Origin of the sequence: Kosakonia quasisacchari, from assembly GCF_004331415.1 — a bacterium.
GTDB lineage: Bacteria > Pseudomonadota > Gammaproteobacteria > Enterobacterales > Enterobacteriaceae > Kosakonia > Kosakonia quasisacchari.
On the sequence record NZ_SJOP01000020.1, the window covers coordinates 36,413 to 60,617 of the forward strand.

Annotated in this window: 19 protein-coding genes; 7 read left to right on the forward strand and 12 right to left on the reverse strand. The window is 54.2% G+C overall.

The window, feature by feature from the left end:
- Window positions 1-132 precede the first annotated feature (132 nt).
- Window positions 133-1,173 (forward strand): oxidoreductase, encoded by a 1,041-nt coding sequence (locus E0L21_RS19215; protein ID WP_131412289.1) that lies wholly within the window; start codon window positions 133-135, stop codon window positions 1,171-1,173.
- A gap of 48 nt (window positions 1,174-1,221) precedes the next feature.
- On the opposite strand, the gene add is transcribed toward E0L21_RS19215, so the two are convergent.
- The 5 genes from add to manA all read right to left on the reverse strand — a co-directional run bounded on the left by add (window position 1,222) and on the right by manA (window position 8,100).
- A complete protein-coding gene (add, locus tag E0L21_RS19220) occupies window positions 1,222-2,223 on the reverse strand; it encodes an adenosine deaminase (RefSeq protein ID WP_131412291.1) in 1,002 nt (333 codons plus the stop codon).
- A gap of 101 nt (window positions 2,224-2,324) precedes the next feature.
- The gene (locus E0L21_RS19225) at window positions 2,325-3,509 is read right to left on the reverse strand and encodes a MalY/PatB family protein (protein ID WP_131412293.1); all 1,185 of its coding nucleotides are present in this window, start codon (window positions 3,507-3,509) and stop codon (window positions 2,325-2,327) included.
- 2 nt (window positions 3,510-3,511) lie between these two features.
- Window positions 3,512-5,125, reverse strand: coding sequence for a maltose/glucose-specific PTS transporter subunit IIBC (malX, locus tag E0L21_RS19230; RefSeq protein ID WP_131412295.1), 1,614 nt, complete (start codon window positions 5,123-5,125; stop codon window positions 3,512-3,514).
- Window positions 5,126-5,292: 167 nt separating this feature from the next.
- Window positions 5,293-6,822, reverse strand: coding sequence for a YdgA family protein (locus tag E0L21_RS19235; RefSeq protein WP_131412297.1), 1,530 nt, complete (start codon window positions 6,820-6,822; stop codon window positions 5,293-5,295).
- 105 nt (window positions 6,823-6,927) lie between these two features.
- Window positions 6,928-8,100 (reverse strand): mannose-6-phosphate isomerase, encoded by a 1,173-nt coding sequence (gene manA / locus E0L21_RS19240; RefSeq protein WP_131412299.1) that lies wholly within the window; start codon window positions 8,098-8,100, stop codon window positions 6,928-6,930.
- A 197-nt stretch (window positions 8,101-8,297) separates the two neighbouring features.
- Between manA and fumA the strand changes: the two genes are divergently transcribed.
- Entirely contained in the window at window positions 8,298-9,944 is a 1,647-nt protein-coding gene (gene fumA / locus E0L21_RS19245; protein WP_131412301.1) for a class I fumarate hydratase FumA, read from the forward strand.
- A gap of 134 nt (window positions 9,945-10,078) precedes the next feature.
- Window positions 10,079-11,479 (forward strand): class II fumarate hydratase, encoded by a 1,401-nt coding sequence (fumC, locus tag E0L21_RS19250; protein WP_131412303.1) that lies wholly within the window; start codon window positions 10,079-10,081, stop codon window positions 11,477-11,479.
- Here the strand turns inward: fumC and tus are convergent.
- The 3 genes from tus to rstA form a co-directional block, all read right to left on the reverse strand.
- Window positions 11,476-12,405 (reverse strand): DNA replication terminus site-binding protein, encoded by a 930-nt coding sequence (gene tus, locus E0L21_RS19255; protein WP_131412305.1) that lies wholly within the window; start codon window positions 12,403-12,405, stop codon window positions 11,476-11,478. The genes fumC and tus overlap by 4 nt on opposite strands.
- Before the next feature lie 75 nt (window positions 12,406-12,480).
- The gene (rstB, locus tag E0L21_RS19260) at window positions 12,481-13,776 is read right to left on the reverse strand and encodes a two-component system sensor histidine kinase RstB (RefSeq protein WP_131412307.1); all 1,296 of its coding nucleotides are present in this window, start codon (window positions 13,774-13,776) and stop codon (window positions 12,481-12,483) included.
- Window positions 13,777-13,797: 21 nt separating this feature from the next.
- A complete protein-coding gene (rstA, locus tag E0L21_RS19265) occupies window positions 13,798-14,520 on the reverse strand; it encodes a two-component system response regulator RstA (protein ID WP_131412309.1) in 723 nt (240 codons plus the stop codon).
- A 128-nt stretch (window positions 14,521-14,648) separates the two neighbouring features.
- Between rstA and E0L21_RS19270 the strand changes: the two genes are divergently transcribed.
- The gene (locus tag E0L21_RS19270) at window positions 14,649-14,984 is read left to right on the forward strand and encodes a GlpM family protein (RefSeq protein ID WP_131412311.1); all 336 of its coding nucleotides are present in this window, start codon (window positions 14,649-14,651) and stop codon (window positions 14,982-14,984) included.
- Here E0L21_RS19270 and E0L21_RS19275 read toward each other — a convergent pair.
- The gene (locus tag E0L21_RS19275) at window positions 14,981-16,363 is read right to left on the reverse strand and encodes an amino acid permease (protein WP_131412313.1); all 1,383 of its coding nucleotides are present in this window, start codon (window positions 16,361-16,363) and stop codon (window positions 14,981-14,983) included. The genes E0L21_RS19270 and E0L21_RS19275 overlap by 4 nt on opposite strands.
- 190 nt (window positions 16,364-16,553) lie before the next feature.
- Entirely contained in the window at window positions 16,554-17,498 is a 945-nt protein-coding gene (gene ydgH / locus E0L21_RS19280; protein ID WP_131412315.1) for a DUF1471 family protein YdgH, read from the reverse strand.
- A 502-nt stretch (window positions 17,499-18,000) separates the two neighbouring features.
- Between ydgH and pntA the strand changes: the two genes are divergently transcribed.
- The 3 genes from pntA to E0L21_RS19300 all read left to right on the forward strand — a co-directional run bounded on the left by pntA (window position 18,001) and on the right by E0L21_RS19300 (window position 22,148).
- Window positions 18,001-19,530, forward strand: a complete 1,530-nt coding sequence (gene pntA / locus E0L21_RS19290; protein ID WP_131412317.1) for a Re/Si-specific NAD(P)(+) transhydrogenase subunit alpha — start codon at window positions 18,001-18,003, stop codon at window positions 19,528-19,530.
- Window positions 19,531-19,540: 10 nt separating this feature from the next.
- On the forward strand, window positions 19,541-20,929 hold the full coding sequence (pntB, locus tag E0L21_RS19295) for a Re/Si-specific NAD(P)(+) transhydrogenase subunit beta (RefSeq protein WP_131412319.1): 1,389 nt from the start codon (window positions 19,541-19,543) through the stop codon (window positions 20,927-20,929).
- Between the two features lie 106 nt (window positions 20,930-21,035).
- Window positions 21,036-22,148 (forward strand): mechanosensitive ion channel family protein, encoded by a 1,113-nt coding sequence (locus E0L21_RS19300; protein WP_131412321.1) that lies wholly within the window; start codon window positions 21,036-21,038, stop codon window positions 22,146-22,148.
- A gap of 29 nt (window positions 22,149-22,177) precedes the next feature.
- On the opposite strand, the gene uspE is transcribed toward E0L21_RS19300, so the two are convergent.
- Window positions 22,178-23,128: a universal stress protein UspE gene (gene uspE / locus E0L21_RS19305; protein ID WP_131412323.1), complete on the reverse strand. Its 951-nt coding sequence runs from the start codon at window positions 23,126-23,128 to the stop codon at window positions 22,178-22,180.
- 145 nt (window positions 23,129-23,273) lie between these two features.
- Entirely contained in the window at window positions 23,274-24,026 is a 753-nt protein-coding gene (gene fnr, locus E0L21_RS19310) for a fumarate/nitrate reduction transcriptional regulator Fnr (RefSeq protein WP_016496244.1), read from the reverse strand.
- Window positions 24,027-24,205: the final 179 nt, after the last annotated feature.

Sequence of the window (24,205 nt, forward strand, 5' to 3'; positions counted from 1 at the left end):
AAGCAGATTTTTTAAGCAGAAACCAGGGCTGAGCACGGTAAATTCATTCGTTTCACTAATGGGTTACTGAAGCGGTTGTCGCCACCTGGTAGATGGTGTGAAATAGACGTTCCAATAAGGAGAGACCACTCTATGAGCGATAAAATCCGTGTCGGATTAATAGGTTATGGCTATGCCAGCAAAACATTTCATGCGCCATTAATTGCCGGAACGGCGGGGATGGAGCTGGCATCGATTTCCAGCAGCGATGAATCGAAAGTGAAAGTGGATTGGCCTGGCGTGCCGGTTGTCTCTGAGCCGAAGCACCTATTTAACGATCCGTCAATTGACTTGATTGTCATTCCCACGCCGAATGATACCCATTTCCCGCTGGCCAAAGCGGCGCTGGAAGCGGGCAAACATGTGGTGGTGGATAAACCCTTTACGGTGACACTGTCACAGGCTCGTGAGCTGGATGCGCTGGCACGCAGCTTCGGACGTGTGTTGTCGGTGTTCCATAACCGCCGTTGGGACAGTGATTTTTTGACGCTCAAAGCCTTACTCGCCGACGGCGCGCTGGGCGAGGTGGCCTATTTCGAATCGCATTTTGACCGTTTCCGCCCGCAGGTGCGTAACCGCTGGCGTGAGCAAGGCGGGCCCGGCAGCGGCATCTGGTATGATTTGGCGCCGCATCTGCTCGATCAGGCGGTTAACCTCTTCGGCTTACCGGTATCAATGACCGTGGATTTGGCGCAGTTACGCCCTGGCGCGCAGTCTACAGACTATTTTCACGCGGTGCTTGCCTATCCGCAGCGCCGGATTGTGTTGCATGGCACCCTGTTGGCCGCCGCAGAATCGGCCCGTTACATCGTGCATGGTTCGCGCGGCAGTTATGTGAAATATGGGCTGGACCCGCAGGAGGAGTGCCTGAAAAGCGGCGCGCGGCTGCCGCAGGCAGACTGGGGTTATGACATGCGCGACGGTGTGTTAACCCGTGTTGACGGAGAAGAGCGTAAGGAAGAGAACTGGCTGACGCTACCGGGCAACTACCCGGCCTATTATGCGGCCATTCGCGACGCGCTGAACGGCGTGGGGGAAAACCCGGTTCCGGCCAGTCAGGCAATCCAGATAATGGAGCTGATTGAGCTGGGTATTGAATCTGCGAAACATCGTTCTACGCTGAGTCTGACCTGAAAAATCACCGCTCACGTATTGCCGTGAGCGGTTTTCTTTACGCCATTCTTACGCCTTCGCAACGCTATCGCACAGCGCCTGTTTTTCCGCCGCGCTGAGAAAGGCCATCTCCAGCCCGTTAATCTGCGCCTGGCGAATCTGCTCGCGGCTCAGTCCGGCAGCCGGGGCAGCAATCTGATATTCATGACCAATCTCGACACCTTGCACCGCCGGATCGTCGGTATTGATGCTCGCCAGAATGCCATGCTCAAGGAACGTTTTAAGCGGATGGCGGGCGAGTGACGGCACAGTACTGGTCTGAATATTCGACGTCAGGCAGGATTCGATGCCAATACGTTGTTCGGCAAGAAAATCCATCAGTGCGGCATCTTCAATCGCCTTCACACCGTGACCGATTCGCACTGCGCCGAGTTCACGAATCGCCTGCCAGATGCTTTCCGGGCCAGCGGCTTCACCGGCATGAACCGTTATTTGCCAGCCCGCATCACGCGCGCGGTTGAAATGAGAAAGGAAGAGGCTGCCGGGGAAACCCAGCTCATCTCCGGCCAGATCCAGCGCGGTGATTCCGTCGCGGTGCGCTAGCAGCGCGTCCAGTTCCTGCAAACACGCAGCCTCGCCAAAAGTGCGGCTCATAATGCCGATTAAGCGCGCTTGCACGTTGAAATCACGACTCCCTTCGCGCACGCCAGCAATCACCGCTTCGACAACGCCCGCCACCGGCAGGTTGTGGGTCATTGCCATGTAACCTGGCGAAAAGCGCAGTTCAACGTAATGCAACCCGTTCAGCGCGGCATCCTGCATGTTTTCGTAGGCAACGCGGCGACAGGCATCCAGCGACGCCAGCACTTTGACGCCCCAGTCAAGTTTCGCGAGGAAACTGACCAAATCCGGTTCATTGGAGGTGACCTGAACGTGTGGACGCAGTGCTTCCAGGGTTTGTGCAGGCAGGGGCAGATTGTACTGGCGGCCAAGATCCAGAATCGTTTGTGCACGGATGTTTCCGTCAAGATGGCGATGAATATCAGTTAACGGCAGGTTGGGATCAATCATGGTCGCACTCTTATTTTAAGAAAGTGCTCGCCATTATAGAGACAAAAGGCGGTAAAAAGCTATCTTGCGCAACCCGGAGGGCGAGTTGCGCAAATTTTGGCTTAATGAAGCGACGCTAATGCTGCGATTAATCCCTTCACGCCTTGCTCGAGTTTCACCCGTGGGCAACCGACATTGAGGCGAACAAACCCCTGGCCTTCTGCGCCGTAAGTATCGCCGCGCATAATGGCCACGTTTTGCTCCTCGATCAGCGCTTTTTGCAGTGCGGAATCATCAATACCTAACGGGCGCAAATCTATCCATGCCAGATAGGTGGATTCCGGTACTTGCCAGTTCAGCACAGGGAAGGCGTTATTCAGGCGCTCTGCCAGATAAACCAGATTGGCGCGTAAGTAAGAGCGAAGCGCATCCAGCCACGGCGCACCGTCCCGGTAAGCAGCGATATGGGCGACGACCGATAACACCGCCGGAGAGGAGAGGCCATTGCTGTTTTTCAGCGCTTCAAGCCAGCCATTGCGCGACGGCGCATCATCAATCAGCCCCCACGCGCCGGTCAGCGCGGGAATATTGAAGCTTTTCGATGCCGAACTAAACAGCGCCCACGGCCCGCGTGCAACAGCGCTCCAGGGGATGTGCGGTTGGCTGCTCCAGACCATATCCATATGAATTTCGTCGCTTATCACTTTTACGTTATGACGCTCACACAGTGCAGCCATGGTTTCCAGTTCATGGTGAGTCCACACTTTCCCGGTCGGGTTTTGCGGGCTGCACAGCAGCAGGATTTTACTCTCCGGCTTTGCCAGCACGGCTTCGAGCTGCGCCATATCACAGACCCAACCGTCGCTACTGTGTTGTAGCGGTACGGCCAGCAACTGCCGCTGATTCCCCTGAATGGCTTTATAAAACGCGTCGTACGCCGGGGTATGAACCACGATGCCATCACCCGGCTGCGACCACTGGCGGATCATTTCGGCAATCATCCAGATAACCGACGGACCATAAACAATGCTTTCAGCGTCAATCTGCGTATTAAAGCGGCTGGTCATCCAGTGCGAGATGGCACCCAGAAACTCCTCGTTTTTCCAGCGGCTGTAACCCAGCACGCCATGCGTAAGCCGCTGTTGTAGCGCGTTAATCACGCACGGCGCGGTGGCAAAATCCATATCGGAAATTGTGAAGGGGAGTAAGTCCGCGCGCCCAAAGCGATCGGCGACATAATCCCACTGCGTACACCAGGTGCCGTGGCGGTCAATAGGGATGGAGAAATCGAACGTGTCAGTGGTCATTTTTATTCCGCCTCCACCGATGTACCAAATTGTTGCGAATTGATGAGCTGCGCCATTTCATCTTTTACCGACTGTACCTGTGGCCCAATCACCACCTGCAAGTCATGTTCATTAACCTTGATAACGCCAATCGCGCGGTTTGTCTTGAGGGCATCAACATTCACTTTATCCATCTCATTCACCGAAAGGCGTAAGCGGGTGATGCAGTTATCCAGTGTTGCGACGTTATCCGCTCCGCCCAGTGCGTTGAGCAGGGCAGGAACGTCATAACCGGATTTGCCCGTCACGCCTTGCGTTGTGGAGTCTGCGCTTTCCGCCACTGTGTTGTCGCGTCCCGGTGTTTTCAGGTCGAAATGAGTGATTGCGAAACGGAATAAGGCGTAGTAAACGGCGAACCAGATGGCGGCAACCAGGGGCACGAGATACCACTTTGTTGCCATGCCGTGCAGCACGCCGAAGACAATGAAATCAATCACATTGCCGTCCGTGTTGCCGATAGTCACGCCGAGCACGGCCATCACGGTAAAGCCCAGGCCGGTAAGCAAGGCATGAATTAAATAGAGCACCGGGGCGACAAACAGAAACAGGAATTCGATCGGTTCGGTCGTACCGCCCACCACGCAGGCAATCACGCCGGAAATCATCAACCCTTTTATTTTATGGCGATTTTCAGGCCGTGCGCAGTGGTACATCGCCAGGGCCGCGCCGGGTAAGCCGCCCAGGAAAGCGGGCATCTTGCCTTGTGAGAGAAAACGCGTCGCGCTTTCGGCGAAACCGTGTGTTTGCGGGCAGTTAAGCTGCGCCTGGAAAATGGTCAATGCGCCGCTAACGCTGTGTCCGCAGACCTCCATCGTTCCGCCAGCTTCCGTAAAACGGATCAACGCCACCAGAATATGTTGCAAACCAAAGGGCAGCAGCAGGCGTTCGCCCGTGCCGAAAATCATCGGCCCGAAATCCCCGGCGCGATCGATAATGTGCCCCAGGCCGCTAATCGCCATGGCAAACCACGGCCAGACCAACGGGATCGTCAGTCCCACCACGCCCATCACGACACTGGTGACAATCGGCACCGAGCGCGTACCGCCGAAAAAGGCCAGCGCGTCCGGCAGGCGCAGGGTGTGAAAGCGTTCATGTAAACGCCAGATAATAATCCCGGCAATCACCGCGCCGAGGATCCCGGTATCAATGGACTGAATACCAAGCACATTCTGCACGTTATGTGCTTTGAGCAGAGACGCATCGGTAGTGGGCAATATGCCTTGCGCGGTGAGCCAGAAATTCACCGCCAGATTCATCACCGCATAGCCGACAAAACCGGAAAAAGCCGCCACGCCCTTATCTTCACGCGCCAGTCCCAGCGGAATAGCGATACAGAACATCACGGGCAGGAAACTGAACGCGAACGAGCCAATTTTATTCATCCAGATAAAAATGGCCTGCAGCAGCGGGTGGCCCAATACCGGCAGCAGTGTTATCACATCGCGGCTGCTCAGCGAGCTACCAATGCCGAGCATGATGCCGCAAAACGACAGCAGTGCGACGGGCAGCATAAAGGTTTTACCGAGCTGCTGGAAAAATGCCCACAGATTCGCTTTTTGCGCGGTTTTCCCCGCCATAACCTCTCCTTACGTAAAAAGAATGCTCTGGCGGATGCGCAGAGCGCAGACGGTTTTATCAGTTTTTGTCACGCAAAAAGCGCGAGCCGGTAACAGGGCTGTCGTTTTCGGATTCCGGCAAGATGACCCGGTAGAAAATAAAAAGCCCCTCGAAAGGGGCTGGGAAATTACTGCTGTGGTACCGCAGGCACGGGCGGTGTTGCGTCGTCCGGTTGCCCTGGTTGCAGCCCCGGCAGGCCAAACATCCCGACAAACTGCTCGAGCGGCATTTTTTCGCCGTTCAGCGTCACCTGGCCGTTCGCATATTGCAGGCTGGTGAGGATGCTGTTGTTTTCCACAGTGGTGATGCGGAACATCTGGCCCATCGCCGCCAGGCCTTTTACCTGCTGGCTCGCCAGTTTCGCCGCGTCCTCTTGCTGATAACCTTCCAGTTTTGCCACCTGCGTCATCATTTCGGTGGCCATATCCAGCGGGATCGTCAGCTTGCTGTCGAGGGATTTCACCGTACGGTCAACTTGATCGGCCAGCGTTTGCGGCGTGCCGGTCGCGGTTGACGGATCTTTCAAGAACAGGGACATATTAAAGGTCGCTTCGCCTTTGGCGTTTTTCCAGCTGAGCGGCGCAACGGTCAACACGGGTTCACCTTTCAGCAACAGCGGAACAATGCTGAGGAACGCTTCGGTGGCTTTCTGCTGGTAGAGTTCCGGGTTCTGCGCGATATCCGGCTGCGCCATTAAGGCACGGATTTGCGCGTCGTACTGCTCGCTGGCCTGATGCCAGGCTTTGCCGTCAATCTGGCCCACTTTCAGCGTCAGTTTTCCGCTACCGAGATCCTGGCCCTGCACCTTCAGGCTGTTCAGGGAGTAGTCCAGTTGGCTGTTGAGGCTCTTTTTGTCGTCCGCAACGTCAGATTTGGCGGTTAAGTTCATGCCTTCGAGCAGTGCCATCTCTTTATTTTCAATAGAGATGGCGAGCTTATCGAGGCTCATCTTCTGGTTGCCGGTACGCTCATCAAAGCTGGACATTTCGCTGGAGCCGTCGGTTTTCAGGTTATTGAACGACAGCTGCACTTTCTGCCCATATTCATTCACCGTATCCACCAGGCCGCTTTCGGCTTCGCCGCTCAGCGACAACGCGTTACCTTTGCTGTCTGCGCTGAAGCGGAAATGACCGCCGCTAAAGGCAACTTTGTCGCCGTCTTTTTCTGAATTCAGCGGGCTCAGCGTGACATCCGTGCGGGTATCGCCGCTGTAGCCAATGCGGGTGTCAGCAGAGAAGGGTGCCTGGCCTTTGGCGATATCAAACAACCCTTTTGTCACTTCGTTATTGACCAGTTGCGTATGCACGGAAGCCATCGCAGGCGTCAGGCTAAAGGTTTTAAGCTGCGCCAGCGGGAATGGGCCGTGATCGACCGTTTCGTGCAGAACAATGGCTTGCCCCGGTTTCAGCCAGGTATTGGTGCTACCGGCGAGCGGTTTAATATTCAAGGTTAACTGGCTGGAAAAGAGGCCGCGCTGGTAATCCTGCGCAGAGATCTCAATATTGGCCTCCGGCGCGTTGCGCTTAATTTGTGCGTTCGCCTGGCTGACCATCTCCGCCAGACGACCTTCAAGTTGTTTGCCGGTGTACCAGGCTCCGCCCGTCCAGACGATACCGAGCGCGACGATAATCCCTGCGGCAACCCACGTTTTTTTCATACTATTTATCCCTAAAAAAGAAACCAGGCGGTTAACGCCGCCTGGATGTCGAGTGATGTGCCTTCAAGCTTAGCAATCCTTGCTAAAAAGTTCAGTAACTTACTCTCACTTATTAAACACGCGCGCCACGCGACCAGTGCCTCTTACGCCAACAGGCGATTCGTCGGCGGCAATAAACGCCGACTCACCCGCTTTCAGCACTAATTGCTGGCTCGCTTTGCTGAGCACCGCTTCACCTTCCACGCAGAAGACAATGGCCGCGCTCTGTTGCGCCAGTTGGCTTTCGCTGGTGCTGAGATCGTGCAGGGAGAACGCAAAATCGTCTACCGGGATCGGGAAATCCAGCTCCGCGCCGTGCTGTGTCGGTTGCGTCAGCAGCTCATTCGCCGGTTTTGGCGTGAATTTTACGTTCGCCACCAGTTCCGGGATGTCGATGTATTTCGGCGTCAGCCCGGCGCGCAGTACGTTGTCAGAGTTCGCCATCACTTCCAGCGCCACGCCTTGCAGGTAGGCATGCGGGGTTTCGGCAAAAAGGAACATCGCTTCGCCTGGGTTCAGTTTCACCACGTTCAGCAGCAGCGGAGAGAAGAGGCCGCTGTCATCCGGGTAGAACTCGCTAATCAGGCGAATGGTCTGCCACGGTTCGCCGGAGTGATTGCCAAGCGCCGATTTCAGCACCGCCAGCGCGCGGGATTTCTCCTCGCCTTGCATATTCAGCAGCGCGGCAAACAGCTCGCTCAGGCGCTCTGCACCCGGCGCTTGCAGGAAATGCGCGATAGCCGGGTGTGCGCCCGCCACCGGTTGCAGCAGGGAAACAATGTCGGAAAACTCGCGGAAGGCATTCATGGCAAGGAACGGCGTCAGGGCAAACACCAGTTCCGGCTTATGGTTCGGATCTTTGTAGTTGCGCTCTGCGGCGTCGAGCGGAATGCCTGCGGCGTTCTCTTTGGCAAAACCCATTTCGGAGTTTTTCTTGTTGGGATGCACCTGAATTGACAGCGGCTGGTCGGCGCACAACACTTTAAACAGAAACGGTAATTCGCCAAAACGATTCGCGACGGCGCTGCCCAGCAGGCGGGTTTTATCCTGATCAATCACCTCACGCAACGCACGGGTCTGGCCGCTGGCATCCTGCACCTTTGAGCTGCTCTTCGGGTGTGCGCCCATCCACAATTCGGCCATTGGCAAATTGTCAGGATTGGCAATGCCGTAGAGATCCGTTAATGCCGTTTTACTTCCCCAGGCGTAGTTCTGCACGGAGTTGATGAGTTTTTGCATTATCAAGCCCTTTCTCATTAATGAAATTATGGCGTTATTAAAGCAACAAAGCCGACGGAAGTAACCTGTGGGGGTAAAAAGTCGTACTAGTCTCAGTTTTTGTTAAAAAATTGTGTAGGATATGGCGACTCGCTTTAACACAGGCAGATGGATTGACTGCCTGAACAATAACCAGATCAGCCGTAAGTGAGAGAACAATGTCGAACAAACCCTTTTATTATCAGGATCCTTTCCCGCTTGGAAAGGATGACACCGAGTACTACCTGCTAAGCCGCGACTATGTTTCTGTGGCTGAGTTCGAGGGCCAGCAGATCCTGAAGGTGGATCCGCAAGCGCTGACCCTGCTGGCTCAACACGCTTTCCACGACGCCTCATTTTTACTGCGCCCGGCGCACCAGCAGCAGGTCGCCGATATCCTTGCCGATCCCGAAGCCAGCGAAAACGACAAATATGTCGCCCTGCAATTCCTGCGCAACTCGGACATTGCCGCGAAAGGTATCCTGCCGACCTGCCAGGACACCGGCACGGCGATCATCATGGGCAAAAAAGGGCAGCGCGTCTGGACCGGCGGCGGGGATGAAGCAGCGCTGGCACGCGGTGTTTACAATACCTATATCGAAGAGAATCTGCGTTATTCGCAAAACGCCCCGCTGGATATGTACAAAGAGGTTAATACCGGCAGCAACCTGCCTGCGCAAATTGACCTCTATAGCGTCGATGGCGAAGAATATAAATTCCTCTGCATCGCGAAAGGTGGCGGCTCGGCGAATAAAACCTATCTCTACCAAGAAACCAAGGCGCTGATCACCCCGGCGAAGCTGAAGAATTATCTGGTTGAGAAGATGCGTACCCTCGGTACAGCGGCTTGCCCGCCGTACCATGTCGCTTTTGTGATTGGCGGTACATCGGCGGAAGCGACGCTGAAAACGGTCAAACTTGCCTCCACCAAATATTATGACGCGCTGCCAACCGAAGGTAACGAGCACGGACAGGCGTTCCGCGATGTGCAACTGGAGCAAGAGCTGCTGGTGGAAGCGCAGAATCTCGGTCTTGGCGCGCAGTTTGGCGGGAAATACTTTGCGCATGATATTCGCGTGATCCGCCTGCCGCGCCACGGCGCGTCGTGCCCGGTTGGCATGGGCGTTTCGTGTTCAGCCGATCGTAACATCAAAGGTAAAATCAACCGCGATGGCATCTGGCTGGAGCGTTTAGAGCAAAATCCTGGCAAATACATTCCTGAAGCGCTGCGTGAGGCCGGTGAAGGCGAAGCGGTGAAAGTGGATCTTAACCGCCCGATGAAAGCGATCCTCGCTCAGCTTTCGCAATATCCGGTGTCTACGCGCTTGTCCCTCACCGGCACGATTATTGTCGCGCGCGATATCGCTCATGCGAAGCTCAAAGAGCTGATGGACAGCGGCGAGCATCTGCCGCAGTACATCAAAGATCACCCGATTTACTACGCGGGCCCGGCAAAAACGCCGGAAGGTTATGCGTCCGGTTCGCTGGGGCCGACCACCGCCGGGCGTATGGATTCTTATGTCGATCAACTGCAGTCGCAGGGCGGCAGCATGATCATGCTGGCGAAAGGTAACCGCAGCCAGCAGGTGACGGATGCCTGTCATAAACACGGTGGTTTTTATCTTGGTAGCATTGGCGGCCCGGCGGCGATCCTTGCGCAGAACAGTATCAAAAGCCTTGAGTGTGTGGCGTATCCGGAGCTCGGTATGGAAGCTATCTGGAAAATTGAGGTGGAAGATTTCCCGGCGTTCATCCTTGTGGATGACAAAGGCAACGACTTCTTCCAGCAAATTCAATCCGGCCAGTGCTCCCGCTGCGTTAAATAGTATTGACCGCCCTTCGGGGCGGTTGTTTTAAGCACAAAGCAGTAAACAACATTATAAAAAGCATCAATACTTTTACTTGTTTGCAGGTGAGCAATGTCGCAACCCAATATCACTTTGTAACCAAGGAGAGAGTCATGGCAACGCATCGCAGTGAGAAAGATTCGATGGGCGCAATCGACGTCCCGGCAGATAAACTGTGGGGAGCGCAAACACAGCGGTCGCTTGAGCATTTTCGTATCTCAACGGAAAAAATGCCGATCTCACTGATCCACGCACTGGCGCTGACCAAACGCGCAGCGGCGAAAGTTAATCAGGATTTGGGGCTGCTGCCCGAAGAGAAAGCGCGCGCGATCATCGCGGCGGCAGATGAAGTGCTGGCCGGTCAACATCCTGATGAGTTTCCGCTCGCTATCTGGCAGACCGGGTCCGGTACGCAGAGCAACATGAACATGAATGAGGTGCTGGCCAATCGCGGCAGCGAGATCCTCGGCGGTGTGCGCGGCATGGAACGCAAGATCCATCCCAATGACGACGTGAACAAAAGCCAAAGCTCTAACGACGTGTTCCCGACAGCGATGCATGTGGCGGCGGTGATTGGCGTACGCGAGCAACTGATCCCGCAGTTACTCGTGCTGAAAAAGACGCTTCATGAGAAAGCCACCGCGTTTGCCAGCATTGTCAAAATCGGCCGTACTCATTTGCAGGACGCGACGCCGCTGACGCTGGGCCAGGAGATCTCCGGCTGGGTGGCGATACTTGAGCATAACCTCAAACATATCGAACAGAGCTTGCCGCACCTGAGTGAACTGGCGCTGGGCGGCACCGCCGTGGGCACCGGGTTGAATACGCATCCGGAATACGCCGTACGCGTTGCGCAAGAGCTGGCCAGCTTTACCGGTCAACCGTTTATTACCGCGCCCAACAAATTTGAAGCACTGGCGACCTGCGATGCACTGGTGCATGCGCATGGCGCGCTGAAAGGGCTGGCTTCTTCATTAATGAAAATCGCTAACGATGTGCGCTGGCTCGCCTCTGGCCCGCGTTGTGGTATTGGCGAAATCGCCATTCCGGAAAACGAACCGGGTAGCTCGATCATGCCGGGTAAAGTTAACCCCACGCAGTGCGAAGCGATGACCATGTTATGCAGCCAGGTGTTGGGCAATGATGTGGCGGTGAATATTGGCGGCGCATCCGGCAACTTTGAACTGAACGTTTTCCGCCCGATGGTAATCCACAACTTCCTGCAATCGGTACGTCTGCTGGCGGACGGGATGGAGAGCTTTAACGAACATTGCGCCGTGGGGATTGAACCCAACCGCGAGCGTATTGATCAACTGCTGAATGAGTCTTTGATGTTAGTGACAGCACTGAATACCCATATCGGCTACGACAAAGCGGCGGAAATTGCCAAAAAGGCGCACAAAGAGGGGCTGACGCTGAAAGCCTCCGCGCTGGCGCTCGGCTACCTGACGGAAGCCGAGTTTGACAGCTGGGTGCGTCCGGAATCGATGGTTGGCAGTTTAAAACAGGCTTAACCCGCCAGATACAGGTGCAGCCGCGGGATGATCAGCGTCAGCGGCTGCGCCTGCGGTTTATAGCGGTGTTGAACCGTGTCCGCGTTGTAATCCAGTAGCTCGCCAATATCCGGGACGGTTCCGCCATTCTCTTCTGAAATCAGTGTGATAAGCGGTGTCGGGCAGGCATATTGCACCTGCTTTTGTGAATTGGCATACCAGACTCGGGCAATGGGCTGCACTTTCACCGGGCGCTTGATTTTCAGCCGTGCCTGTTTTGGCAGGGCGGCAATATTGTTGTACTCCTGCTCAATGCGTCCCAGCCACTCTTCACGCGTCCACGCAGAGACGGCACGCGGAGATTTCAGGCTTTTTTCCAGTTGCGCCAGCACTTCATCGCGGGTGAGGTTTTTAATAATATGCTTATTCGCCCAGCCAAAACGGATCGTCGCCGGAGCGCGAATGGCCATCAGTGTCCGGTAAGCATTTAAGGTGATAAGCCCCGGCAGATGGCGGTGTACCCATTCAAACCGGGCAGCGGGGGCCAGTCCCGATTCCTGGGTGACTATCCGCTCAAAGGTTAATTTCAGTGCGTTCACTGTGCTGATGCGTTCAGTCAGCGCGCTAAGCGTGGCGTCACTCGCCTGATAGCAGATAACGCCTGGCAGCCGCACGGCGGCTTTACTGCTGCGGTTTTCCGACTGCTGTTGAATAAATAAATGGGTGTAATGATTATGGGCAAGTTCTGCCGCCTGCTGACCAAGATGTTGCTCGACATGAATCGCGGTAAGCGGGTTGTGTTCCGCGCCTTTGGGAACATCTGGCAGGCTAAATACGCGAGCGGCCATTAACCGGCAGGCCGCGAGCTCGGTTTTTAGCGCAGCCAGTTCATGTTCCAGTTGCCTGAAGGTCGTGTTGAGGCGTTCGATCAAATCTAAGGCAGCCATTTTGCACCCAATTAGTTACAACATACTTATAGTTGTAGCACAATCGCCGGGATTCGGCCACTGTGCAGTTAATGGTCAGGAGGGCAAAACAATGTTGTGGTAAATCGGCCAGTGGAAAGAAAATTTCGCGCCGCCCAGTTCGCTCTGGCCGCAACTGACTTCCCCGCCGAAGGCCTGTGCGATGGAATACACAATCGCCAGGCCCAGGCCACAGCCGCCGGTCGCGCGGTCGCGGCTGGGATCGAGGCGAACAAAGGGCTCAAACACCCGTTCGCGCTCTTCGGGCGCAATGCCGGGACCATCATCTTCAACGATCATGCAGGCTTGTGAGCCTTCGCGTTGTAAGGTGACTTTTACCGTTTGCTGGCTGTAACGCAGGGCGTTGTTCAGCAGATTATCCAGAACACGCTCCATCAGGCGCATATCCAGCGCGCCGTAATCTTCACCGGGCGTTGTTGTCAGCAAAAAGGTGTGCTGCGGGTTCATGCTGCGCGCATCGTCAAGGTAGCTGCTGAACCATGCTGGCAGATCAGGCGAGGTGAGTTTCAACTCGGTTTGCGGGCGATCGAGACGGGCGTACGTCAGCAATTCTTCAATCAACGCCTCCAATTGCCCGATATCGCGATTTAATGCCGCGTGCTCGGTTTCGCTGAGGTTTTCACTCATCTCCAGCCGGTAACGCAGCCTGACCAACGGCGTGCGCAGTTCGTGGGCTATGCCGTCTATAAGGTGCTTTTTACTGGCGATCAGTGCGTTGATATTGTCCGCCATCTGGTTAAAGGCGATACCGAGCCGCTCAAAACTCGAGGCGCTGTCAAAATGAATGCGCTCTTCTAAATGCCCCTCGCCGAAGCGTTGTGCTGCCGATTCAAGCCGTAACATCTCTTGCCAGTGCGGGCGCATCCAGATAAATACCGGAAAGGCGAGAGAGATAGCAATCAGCGCCATCAAGCCCATATCCAGCAGCCGCGTTTCATGCAGAAAAAAAAGATACGGCACCGGGCCGACCGCCAAAACATAGTGGCTGCGGGGAATGCGTTGGATGAATGTGTATTCCGAATCGAGCGCTACAATATCGCCTTCACGCAGCCGTTGCGCCGGGCGCGGTTCCAGCGTGTATTTGCTCATCGGTTCAATGCGCAGATTAAACGACAGATTGAGATCCAGTTCCTTCAGGGTCCTGGCCCATTGATTGGGCGGGATCTCGCGCAGCTCGCTACGCATCAGGTACAGCGAGCTTTTCATCAAATCGTCAAGGGACTGGCGGCCAGCGCGCTCGGCGGTGAATTTATAAACCAGACCCACCAGCATCGTCATGACCAGAAAGCAGACGAACAGCAAAAGGTAAAACTGGACGAACAGCTTTTTCATAGCGACACCTGGTTGTGCGTTTTAGTTGTCCCACGCATGCGGGGCAAACAGATAGCCTTTGTTGCGGACGGTTTTAATTCGGTAGGGTTCCGTTGCGCTGTCGAGCAATTTTTTACGCAGACGGGAAATCGCCACATCAACACTGCGATCCATGCCATCGTAACTTACACCACGTAAGTTTTTCAGCAGCGCATCCCTGTCCATAATCTGCCCGGCATGAGTCGCTAATTCCCACAACAATTCAAAATCGGCAGTAGAGAGGGCGACTTGTTGCCCGGCCAGCAGTACCTGGCGGTTAACGGGATCGATAGACAAGGTGCCGAAGCTGATCGTCTTATGCTGTTTCAGCGAGGGAGTTGCGGGTTCGGCGACGGTATTCGCACTGCTGCGCTGGCGCAAATGCAAACGCAGGCGCGCCAGCAATACGGCGGGCGGCGTGGTTTTGAGAATATAATCGTTGGCACCCATCTCCAGTGAAAGAATATGGTTCATATCACTGTCCAGCGAGGTGAGCAGCACAATCGGGCCGTTCCACTGGTTACGCAGGTCACGGCACAAAGTCATGCCATCTTTACCGGGCAGCATGATATCCAGCAGTACCAGTTCGGGTTTTTCGCGGGCGATCACCTCTTCGGCACGATCACCTCGGGGTTCGACAATGACGTCCATATCGTGTTTGCCCAGATAAGCGGCAATCAGTGCGCCCACTTCCGGGTCATCTTCCACAAAAACGATCTTATTCATAAGCCATCGCGATTGTTCAAAAACGTCAACATACACCGCCTTGCTATAAGCTGCCATTAATCTTTTCTAAACGAAGAGGCTTCCGTTATGCTGTAGGTCGTTGTTGTTGCAGTGATAAAGGTAAAATCATGGGGTTGGTGATTAAAGCGGCTATCGGGGCGCTGGTAGTACTGTTGATTGGTCTGTTAGCCAAAACAAAAAATTACTATATTGCCGGGTTAATCCCGTTATTTCCGACTTTCGCGCTGATTGCGCACTATATTGTCGCCACCGAGCGTGGAGTTGAGGCGCTGCGCACCACGATCGTGTTCGGCATGTGGGCCATTATTCCCTATTTTATCTATTTGCTGTCGCTCTGGTATTTCACCGGTTTTATGCGGGTCTGGCCGGCGCTGGGCTGTGCGGTAATCTGCTGGAGCCTCAGCGCCTGGCTGTTAATTTACTGCTGGAGCCGGCTGCACTAGCGCATCAGCATCCAGGTGGCTGGAACGGCGGCGATTAGCAATGCGCCAATCAGCGCTTTTTCATGTTGCTTGAGCATCTCCGTCATCTCATGCGTGTGACGGGCGTACATAAACACCAGCAGACCCGGAGCATAGAGCACCACCGACAGTAATAAATGCATCGGACCGGATGCATACAATAGCCATAAACCATACAGACAAGCGCCGATTGCCACCGCCTGGTGCAAAGGACGCTGCGCGATCTTCAACAGGAACGCGCCGACGAGGAAATAGGGCACCAGAATCATCTCTGACGCGATGGTCAGCAGCGTGTTGTAATCCGAACCGGTGAGCCAGATAAGTACCAGGCAAACCTGTACGCTGATATTGGTCAGCCACAAAGAGGCAGCCGGTGCGTTGTTTTTATTCTGCCGTGCGAAGATCTTCGGGAACGCTTTATGGGTTGCTGCCAGTAACGGCACTTCCGCTGCCATAATCGTCCAGCTCAGGTACGCGCCGCAGACTGAAACAATTAAACCCACAGCGATAACGACGTCGCCCCAGCTACCCAGCAGTTTCACCATCAGACCGGCCATTGATGGGTTGCGCATTTCCGCCAGTTCCGGGCGGGGAACAACGCCGAGCGAAAGCAAGGTAACCAGCAGGTAGACGGTTAGTGCCGCCAGCACGGCGAGCAGTGTGGCGCGGCCGACATCGTGCTTATTGCGCGCCCGGGCGGAGACCACAACCGCGCCCTCGACACCAATAAATACCCACAGGGTAATCAGCATGGTGTTTTTAACCTGTTCCCACACCGGAACACCCAGCGCGATGCCGCTGAAATCAAGACGGAACTTGTCGAGGTTAAACGCCAGCGCCGCCAGCACAACAAACAGCCCGAGCGGCACCAGTTTCGCCAGCGTCGCTGCCAGGTTGATACTCGCAGCGGTTTGTACGCCGCGCAGAACCAGCGCATGCACAATCCACAATAACACGGATGCGCCAACAATCGATTGCCAGGTGTTGCCATCGCCAAACAAGCGCAACGATGGTGTATCGGTAAAGAAACTCAGCGCGGAAAAGACGATAACCAGATAAGAGACGTTGGCGATAACCGCGCACAGCCAGTAGCCCCAGGCCGAACAAAAGCCAATCAGCTCACCAAAACCTTCGCGGGCGTAGGTAAATATGCCGCCATCCAGATCCGGGCGAATGCGGGTCAGGATCAACATGGCAAAGGCGAGCAATAAAATTCCTGCACCAGTGATTATCCAGCCAATGATCAGCGCTGCCGGGCTGGCAACTTCCGCCATATTTTGCGGCAGGCTGAAAACGCCTGCGCCTAGCATTGAGCTTAAAACCAGCGCAGTTAAAGCGCTAAGGCCAAGTTTCTTTTCCATGGTTATCCTGTCAAAAAAGCAACTAATCCAGAATAATTATTTTGCCGTGGCGCATAAATATGGTGGATATCACTAAGGCGCGGGATTTTACGGAGAGTCGACGAGCCATGCAATGAGGTGGGGCGACAATTTCACGAAAAAGGGTAAAAAATAAAAAAGGCGGCCGTAGCCGCCTGATGCATAATGCAGACTATTTATACAGATCGGCGCTGATGGTCATGTTGTTGCCGCTTTCTGACCACTGGCGGGTGATGTGATAGTACTTAGCACCTTTCTGCGCGGCACGTTTGGCGACCTGGTAAGAGATCTCGGTCATGTTGCCATAGTTGCCGGTGAACTTAATGCTGTCGAAAGGCACCATCTGGGCCGCGGTGATTTTATTCACCTCTTCAACCTTCGTGCCGTCAGGCAGAGTGACACTGTAACGACCGCCGGAAGAGGATTGGGTTTCGAAGAAACGACCTACACCGACGCCTGCGGTCGCATCGCTGGCGACGCCTGGGATTTCAACTTTTTTCGCTTCTTCACCGCCTTTTGCCAGCGCGGCGCGGCCCGCATCCGAGTCACGCGGGATAGCATCCGCGCTCTGGATAACGCGTTTTTTCGCGTCGGCTTTATAAATAAAGGCTGTGATTATCTGGTTGCCGCCCTGGTTTGCATCAACCTGACGAACAATAAAGAAAGAGGCTGCGCCTTTCTCTTTAGCGGCTTTAGTAATGGCGTCGTTCACTTCCGGCTGGGTGCGGAAGAAACCCTGAACGGTCACCGTATCGTACGGCTGAAGCGCAATCGCTTGATCTTTCGGTAGCTCCGTCACGCCGTTAATAACACGGAAAGCAGGGCGCTCCGCTTTTGCTGCGTCAGCCTTGTATAAATCAATCGTCGCGCGCTGGTTGCCGCTGTTGCCCGCGTCGGAGCTATCAACAACGTAAAATGATGCGGCACCTTCTTTATCCGCGCGTTTGGATGCTGCGTTAACGACGTCGCCAATGGCATTAAAACGGCCGGTGATCACGATGCGATCGTAAGGTTTTACCGCTGCCGCTTGCTCCGGTGTTAACTCTGTCGCTGCGTTGGCGGTAAATGCCGTTGCCGAGAGAAGTGCTGACGCCAGGAGGGTGTACTTAAGCTTCATAAAAATAATCCTTCGCCTTGCGCAAACCATAAACTGGTGTTGTTGTTGGGAAAACGTCGGTGATTATTGCATTTAAACAGCGCGACTGTCTGCGTCATTTTTCACTGACTGTGCGGCTGAGGGGGAAATAACGATAACCTTTAGTGATATGTTGAAAAAACAGACGCTTGACCAGCAAAACCGATAAAGGTTATGACTTTTTTAAGTTAATACATTGTTAAAAAGCGAATCTTCACTGGAGATTAATCGTGTTTTGCCGCTTCGCTTGAGCGGAATATCGGCCTGTATGCGGGAATTTAAGGCAAATAACCTTGCCTGCGGCCTCTAACAGTTAATTTTCACGGATAAATGCATAATTTCTCTTTTCCGGCTGTGGATCACAGGCGTTATTTTCAGTAGGTTATAGAAAGTTTGTTACTGTTTTATTTTCCGCAGCGTTGAGTAAATAACCGCGCCGGAACCACTGACAAACCATCATCTAAAACCGATGGAAGGGAAAACTATGCGTATTGGTGTACCTAAAGAACGGTTGGCCAATGAAACCCGCGTTGCAGCGACGCCGAAAACGGTCGAGCAACTGCTTAAACTGGGTTTTACCGTCGCGATTGAAAGCGGCGCGGGCAAGCTGGCAAGTTTTGACGACGATGCGTTCGTCCAGGCTGGGGCGACGATTGTCGATGGGAGCAACGTCTGGCATTCAGACGTTATCCTCAAAGTTAACGCGCCGGATGACGAAGAGATCGCGCTGCTTAGTCCGGGCACGACACTGGTGAGTTTTATCTGGCCTGCGCAAAATCCGGCATTAATGGAGAAGCTGGCCGCGCGCAACATTACTGTGATGGCAATGGATTCCGTGCCGCGCATCTCCCGCGCCCAGTCGCTGGATGCGTTGAGCTCAATGGCCAATATTGCGGGCTATCGTGCGATTGTTGAAGCGGCGCATGAATTCGGCCGTTTCTTTACCGGGCAGATCACGGCGGCAGGTAAAGTGCCACCGGCGAAGGTGATGGTGATTGGCGCGGGTGTTGCCGGTCTGGCAGCGATTGGCGCGGCCAACAGTCTTGGGGCCATTGTGCGTGCGTTCGATACGCGTCCTGAAGTCAAAGAGCAGGTGCAGAGTATGGGCGCCGAGTTCCTGGAGCTGGATTTCCAGGAAGAAGCGGGCAGCGGCGACGGTTACGCGAAAGTGATGTCCGAAGCCTTTATCAAAGCAGAAATGGACCTCTTCGCAGCCCAGGCGAAAGATGTCGACATCATTGTCACCACGGCGCTTATTCCGGGGAAACCCGCACCGAAGCTGATCACCCGTGAAATGGTGGATTCCATGAAGCCGGGCAGCGTGATTGTTGACCTTGCCGCGCAAAACGGCGGTAACTGCGAATACACGGTACCGAACGAGGTCAGCACCACCGCCAATGGCGTGAAAGTGATCGGTTATACCGATTTGCCTGGCCGTTTGCCCACGCAGTCTTCCCAGCTTTACGGCACCAACCTTGTCAACCTGCTGAAATTGCTGTGCGTTGAGAAAGACGGCAATGTGGTTGTCGATTTTGATGACGTTGTGGTTCGCGGGGTGACCGTGGTTCGCGACGGTGAAGTCACCTGGCCGGCACCGCCGATTCAGGTTTCTGCACAACCGCAGGCTGCGCCAAAAGCTGCCGCTGCACCAAAAGAAGAGGCCAAACCGGCTTCGCCGTGGCGGAAATATGCCTTTATGGCTCTGGCGATCATCCTGTTTGGCTGGCTCGCCGATGTTGCACCGAAAGAGTTCCTCGGCCACTTTACCGTCTTCGCACTGGCTTGCGTGGTGGGTTATTACGTGGTGTGGAACGTCTCGCATGCACTGCACACGCCGCTGATGTCGGTGACTAACGCGATTTCCGGCATTATCGTTGTTGGTGCGCTTTTGCAGATTGGTCACGGCGGCTGGGTCAGCTTCTTGAGTTTTATTGCGGTACTGATTGCCAGCATTAATATTTTTGGTGGTTTCACCGTCACTCAGCGCATGCTGAAAATGTTCCGGAAGAACTAAGGGGTAACAGATGTCTGGAGGATTAGTTACAGCTGCATACATTGTTGCCGCGATCCTGTTTATTTTCAGTCTGGCGGGGCTTTCTAAACACGAAACGTCTCAGCAGGGGAATAACTTTGGTATCGCCGGGATGGCGATTGCACTAATTGCAACCATCTTTGGCCCGGACACCGGGAATGTCGCCTGGATTTTAGTGGCGATGATTATCGGCGGCGCGATTGGTATTCGCCTGGCGAAGAAAGTTGAAATGACCGAAATGCCAGAGCTGGTGGCGGTACTGCACAGCTTTGTCGGCCTGGCTGCGGTATTGGTCGGTTTTAACAGCTATCTTGACCACGAAGTGGGACTGGATCCGGTGCTGGTGAATATTCACCTGACGGAAGTGTTCCTCGGCATCTTCATTGGTGCGGTGACCTTCACGGGTTCTATCGTCGCTTTCGGTAAACTGCGCGGGAAGATCTCCTCGAAGCCGCTGATGCTGCCGCATCGCCACAAATTGAATCTGGCTGCATTAGTGGTTTCCTTCGTGTTGCTGCTGGTGTTTGTACGCGCTGAAAGTGTTGGTCTGCAAGTGTTGGCGCTGTTGATCATGACGATGATTGCGCTGGTGTTTGGCTGGCATCTGGTGGCCTCTATCGGTGGTGCGGATATGCCGGTAGTGGTTTCCATGCTGAACTCCTATTCCGGTTGGGCGGCGGCGGCGGCGGGCTTTATGCTCAGCAACGACCTGCTGATCGTTACCGGTGCGCTGGTCGGCTCTTCCGGTGCGATCCTCTCTTACATTATGTGTAAGGCGATGAACCGCTCCTTTATCAGCGTGATTGCCGGTGGTTTTGGTACTGATGGTTCCTCAACCGGTAGCGATGAAGAAGCGGGCGAGCACCGTGAAATCAATGCCGAAGAGACCGCCGAGCTGCTGAAAAACTCGCATTCGGTCATCATCACCCCAGGCTACGGCATGGCGGTGGCGCAGGCGCAATATCCGGTGGCGGAAATCACCGAAAAACTGCGCGCGCGCGGCGTGAAGGTGCGTTTCGGTATTCACCCGGTTGCCGGACGTTTACCGGGCCATATGAACGTACTGCTGGCAGAAGCGAAAGTGCCTTACGACATCGTGCTGGAAATGGACGAAATCAACGATGATTTCGCCGACACCGACACCGTGCTGGTTATTGGTGCGAACGACACGGTTAACCCGGCGGCGCAGGATGATCCGAAGAGCCCGATCGCAGGTATGCCGGTGCTGGAAGTGTGGAAAGCGCAGAACGTGATTGTGTTCAAACGTTCCATGAACACCGGTTACGCGGGCGTGCAAAACCCCTTGTTCTTTAAAGAGAACACGCAGATGTTGTTTGGCGATGCCAAAGCCAGCGTTGACGCTATCCTCAAAGCGCTGTAATGCGTATCGATTGAAAAACCGCTCTTCGGAGCGGTTTTTTTTGGTCTGCATTGGCGAAAGCAGTGTGTCTATACTTTTATCTTCATGTTTTTTATGAGGAGGAAGGATGACGTTTTTGTCACGTTTTGACTTCATATCCATATTGATGTTGCCATCATTCTGGATTGGTCTTGCCACGGTGGTTATCGTTACGCTGGTTGTCTACTGGCTGTTCACCTACTTACTGAATATGGTGCTGAAAGGCGCGCGTAACTGGAGTGAAAAGCAGGAGGGCGTCGGCAGGCTGCAGCATGTTGTGGTGGATATGCTCAGGCGCACCAGCAAATTCCTGCTCTTTGTGGCGGCGTTACTCTTCAGCCTGCGGTTTGTCGATCTCCCCAATCACCTGTTTACCACACTCGGGCACGCCTGGTTTTTAGTGCTGGCGGTTCAAATCGCCCTCTGGCTTGATCAGGGCGTGGTGTCGTGGATGCGTCACTTGATGTTCTCGCCCAATACCAGTAAAAACCCGGTCACCATGGTGATTGCCGGTCTGCTGCTGCGCATGATGCTCTGGACGATGATGTTGTTATCGATTCTGGCGAATGTCGGGGTCAACATTACCGCGCTGGTCGCCAGCCTTGGCGTGGGCGGTATCGCCATTGCGCTGGCGGTGCAAACCATTCTCAGCGATGTTTTCGCCTCGCTTTCTATCGGCTTTGATAAACCTTTTGAGATCGGTGACTTCGTCGTTTTCGGCGACGTTGCTGGCACTATTGAGCATATTGGCCTGAAGACGACGCGTATTCGTAGCCTGAGCGGGGAGCAGATTGTTTGCGGTAACGCCATCTTGCTTCAACAAACGCTACATAACTACAAACGTATGCAGACCCGGCGCATCGTCTTCACCTTTGGTCTGGCGCTCACTACGCCGCCGGAGAAGCTGCGTAAAGTGGGTGAAATGGTACGCGCCATCATCACTGATGTTGGCAACACGCGCTTTGACCGCGCCCATTTCCTGGGGTTTGGTACCGATCGGCTGAATTTTGAAGTGGTGCATATCGTCAATTCGGCGGACTACAACACCTACATGGATATTCAACAAGAAATCAATATCCGCATCATGGAGCATCTGGCTGCAGAGGGGATTGAACTGGCACTGCCGTGCGTAGTGGTGAAAGGGGGAGTGGCTGTCGAAACGTCGCCCGCAGAACCACAAAGGGAACAAACGGCTGTATAAAAAAACCCGCCTCGCGGCGGGTTGCTTGTTTAGTCGTCTTCTTCGTCGTCCAGCTCGACGGGCGTCTGGTACTCATCGGGTTTAATGACCAGCAGGTCGCAACGCAGATGATCAATAACTTGCTCGGCAGTGTTACCAAGGAAGGCGGCGGAGATCCCGGTTCGCCCGATGGTGCCAAGCACAACAATCCCTGCTTGCAGGTGCTCAGCCAGATCCGGGATCACCTCTTCGGGTAACCCTTTCTCCACATGTGTGAGTTTTTCATCGATGCCAAATTTCTGCCGTAACGCTTTCATCGCCAGCAAGTGCTGACCGCGAATCGCGTCGTTGTATACGCTGGGATCAAACTCCGGCAGTTCAATCGCGATGTTGATAGGCGTCACCGGGTAAGCGCCAACCAGATGAACTTCGGTATGGTTAACCTGTTCGGCCAGATGCAGCGTCTCTTTGACCAGTTTTTCATTCAGCGAGTTGTGGTAAATCTCCTCGCTGGCGAGATTGACTGCGACAACGGCACGTCCGGCTTCAGGCCATGGTTGGTCTTTCACCATCCACACCGGGCACGGGCATTTACGGAGCAGATGCCAGTCGGTTGGAGTAAAAATAACGGATTCCAGTTTGTCATGCTGGTGGGTCATCTTCAGCAGTAAATCGTGTCCACCCGCCAGAATTTCCTGAATGATGGCTTCGAAGGGACGATTGTGCCAGACCACTTTGATTTCGATTGGCACACCCGCGTCAATATAGTATTTCGCCTGCTCACGGATCCACGCGGTACGCTGGCTGATGACGCCCTGGCGCATTGCGGTACGTTCGTCAGGGGACAGAAGGGTGGTCATTTCGTAAGAGAAGTCATAAATCGGCAAAAACGCTTTAATGCGGCCGCCAATCCGTTGATGCAAATACACAGCACGTCGTAACGCTGGCTGATCGTCCTGATTGGGATCGATGGCGACCAACATATTCTGATACTTAGCCATACAGGGTCTCCTTACATCTGTCACCACAGTCTGTCAGTAAAAGATAACCCATAAGTGCTGAATGAAACAGGGGAAAGCCTTCGCCAGATCAATAAATCAGATAAATTTAATTACCTGGCAAAGGTGATATCAAGCGGGGAAAAACTCAGGCAACGTTGCGTGCATGGCCGGCCAGTTGCGCCAGCATGTCGCTATTTTCAATGGTGATATATTTCCCTTTCACCGCCAGCATTCCGCTCTTCTGGAAACGCCCCAGCAAACGGCTGATGGTTTCCACGGTCAGGCCCAGATAGTTGCCGATATCGCCACGCGTCATCGTCAGGCGGAATTCACGCGGGGAGAAACCGCGCTGTGCAAAACGGCGGGAGAGGTTATAAATAAACGCAGCCAGGCGCTCTTCTGCATTTTTCTTCGATAACAGCAGGATCATATCCTGGTCGCCTTTGATCTCGCCGCTCATCAGACGCATCATCTGCTGACGCAGATTGGGCATTTTACCCGAGAGGTCATCCAGCGTTTCAAACGGGATTTCACAAACCATCGATGTTTCAAGCGCCTGCGCGAAGCTCGGATGATGGCCGGTACCAATGGCATCAAAGCCCACCAAATCACCCGCCAGATGGAAACCGGTGATCTGCTCGTCGCCCTGTTCGGTAATGGTGTAGCTTTTGATCGTACCGGAACGGATAGCGTAGAGCGATTTCAATTCATCCCCGGCTTTGAACAAGGTCTGACCTTTCTGGATGGGCTTTTTACGCTCAATGATGTTATCGAGCTGATCCAGCTCATGTTCATTCAGAGTAAAGGGGATGCAAAGCTGGCTAATGCTGCAATCCTGGCAATGGATTGCGCAACCGCCAGACTGAATGCGTCGTATAATTCGCTTTTCCGGGATCATAGGTCTGCTCAACGCCGTAATTGATATTGGTCAATTTTAACATCTTTTTGCTGGGCGCGTAAGCCTGGTAAAACGTCAATTCACGATTAATAAAACGGGAGGCAGAAATGAAAAGAGATGACATTGCACCATCTCTTTGAAATTCCATCATTTCGCTAAGGCCTTTACCACAAAAGAGG

Bases quoted from the DNA above. Each gene is read 5' to 3' on its own strand.
- rstA (WP_131412309.1), bottom strand. From the start codon at position 14,520: ATGAATAAGATCGTTTTTGTGGAAGATGACCCGGAAGTGGGCGCACTG.
- E0L21_RS19225 (WP_131412293.1), bottom strand. From the start codon at position 3,509: ATGACCACTGACACGTTCGATTTCTCCATCCCTATTGACCGCCACGGC.
- fumC (WP_131412303.1), top strand. From the start codon at position 10,079: ATGGCAACGCATCGCAGTGAGAAAGATTCGATGGGCGCAATCGACGTC.
- pntB (WP_131412319.1), top strand. From the start codon at position 19,541: ATGTCTGGAGGATTAGTTACAGCTGCATACATTGTTGCCGCGATCCTG.
- tus (WP_131412305.1), bottom strand. From the start codon at position 12,405: ATGGCTGCCTTAGATTTGATCGAACGCCTCAACACGACCTTCAGGCAA.
- E0L21_RS19270 (WP_131412311.1), top strand. From the start codon at position 14,649: ATGGGGTTGGTGATTAAAGCGGCTATCGGGGCGCTGGTAGTACTGTTG.
- manA (WP_131412299.1), bottom strand. From the start codon at position 8,100: ATGCAAAAACTCATCAACTCCGTGCAGAACTACGCCTGGGGAAGTAAA.
- pntA (WP_131412317.1), top strand. From the start codon at position 18,001: ATGCGTATTGGTGTACCTAAAGAACGGTTGGCCAATGAAACCCGCGTT.
- fumA (WP_131412301.1), top strand. From the start codon at position 8,298: ATGTCGAACAAACCCTTTTATTATCAGGATCCTTTCCCGCTTGGAAAG.
- malX (WP_131412295.1), bottom strand. From the start codon at position 5,125: ATGGCGGGGAAAACCGCGCAAAAAGCGAATCTGTGGGCATTTTTCCAG.
- rstB (WP_131412307.1), bottom strand. From the start codon at position 13,776: ATGAAAAAGCTGTTCGTCCAGTTTTACCTTTTGCTGTTCGTCTGCTTT.
- fnr (WP_016496244.1), bottom strand. From the start codon at position 24,026: ATGATCCCGGAAAAGCGAATTATACGACGCATTCAGTCTGGCGGTTGC.
- ydgH (WP_131412315.1), bottom strand. From the start codon at position 17,498: ATGAAGCTTAAGTACACCCTCCTGGCGTCAGCACTTCTCTCGGCAACG.
- add (WP_131412291.1), bottom strand. From the start codon at position 2,223: ATGATTGATCCCAACCTGCCGTTAACTGATATTCATCGCCATCTTGAC.
- E0L21_RS19275 (WP_131412313.1), bottom strand. From the start codon at position 16,363: ATGGAAAAGAAACTTGGCCTTAGCGCTTTAACTGCGCTGGTTTTAAGC.
- E0L21_RS19235 (WP_131412297.1), bottom strand. From the start codon at position 6,822: ATGAAAAAAACGTGGGTTGCCGCAGGGATTATCGTCGCGCTCGGTATC.
- E0L21_RS19300 (WP_131412321.1), top strand. From the start codon at position 21,036: ATGACGTTTTTGTCACGTTTTGACTTCATATCCATATTGATGTTGCCA.
- uspE (WP_131412323.1), bottom strand. From the start codon at position 23,128: ATGGCTAAGTATCAGAATATGTTGGTCGCCATCGATCCCAATCAGGAC.
- E0L21_RS19215 (WP_131412289.1), top strand. From the start codon at position 133: ATGAGCGATAAAATCCGTGTCGGATTAATAGGTTATGGCTATGCCAGC.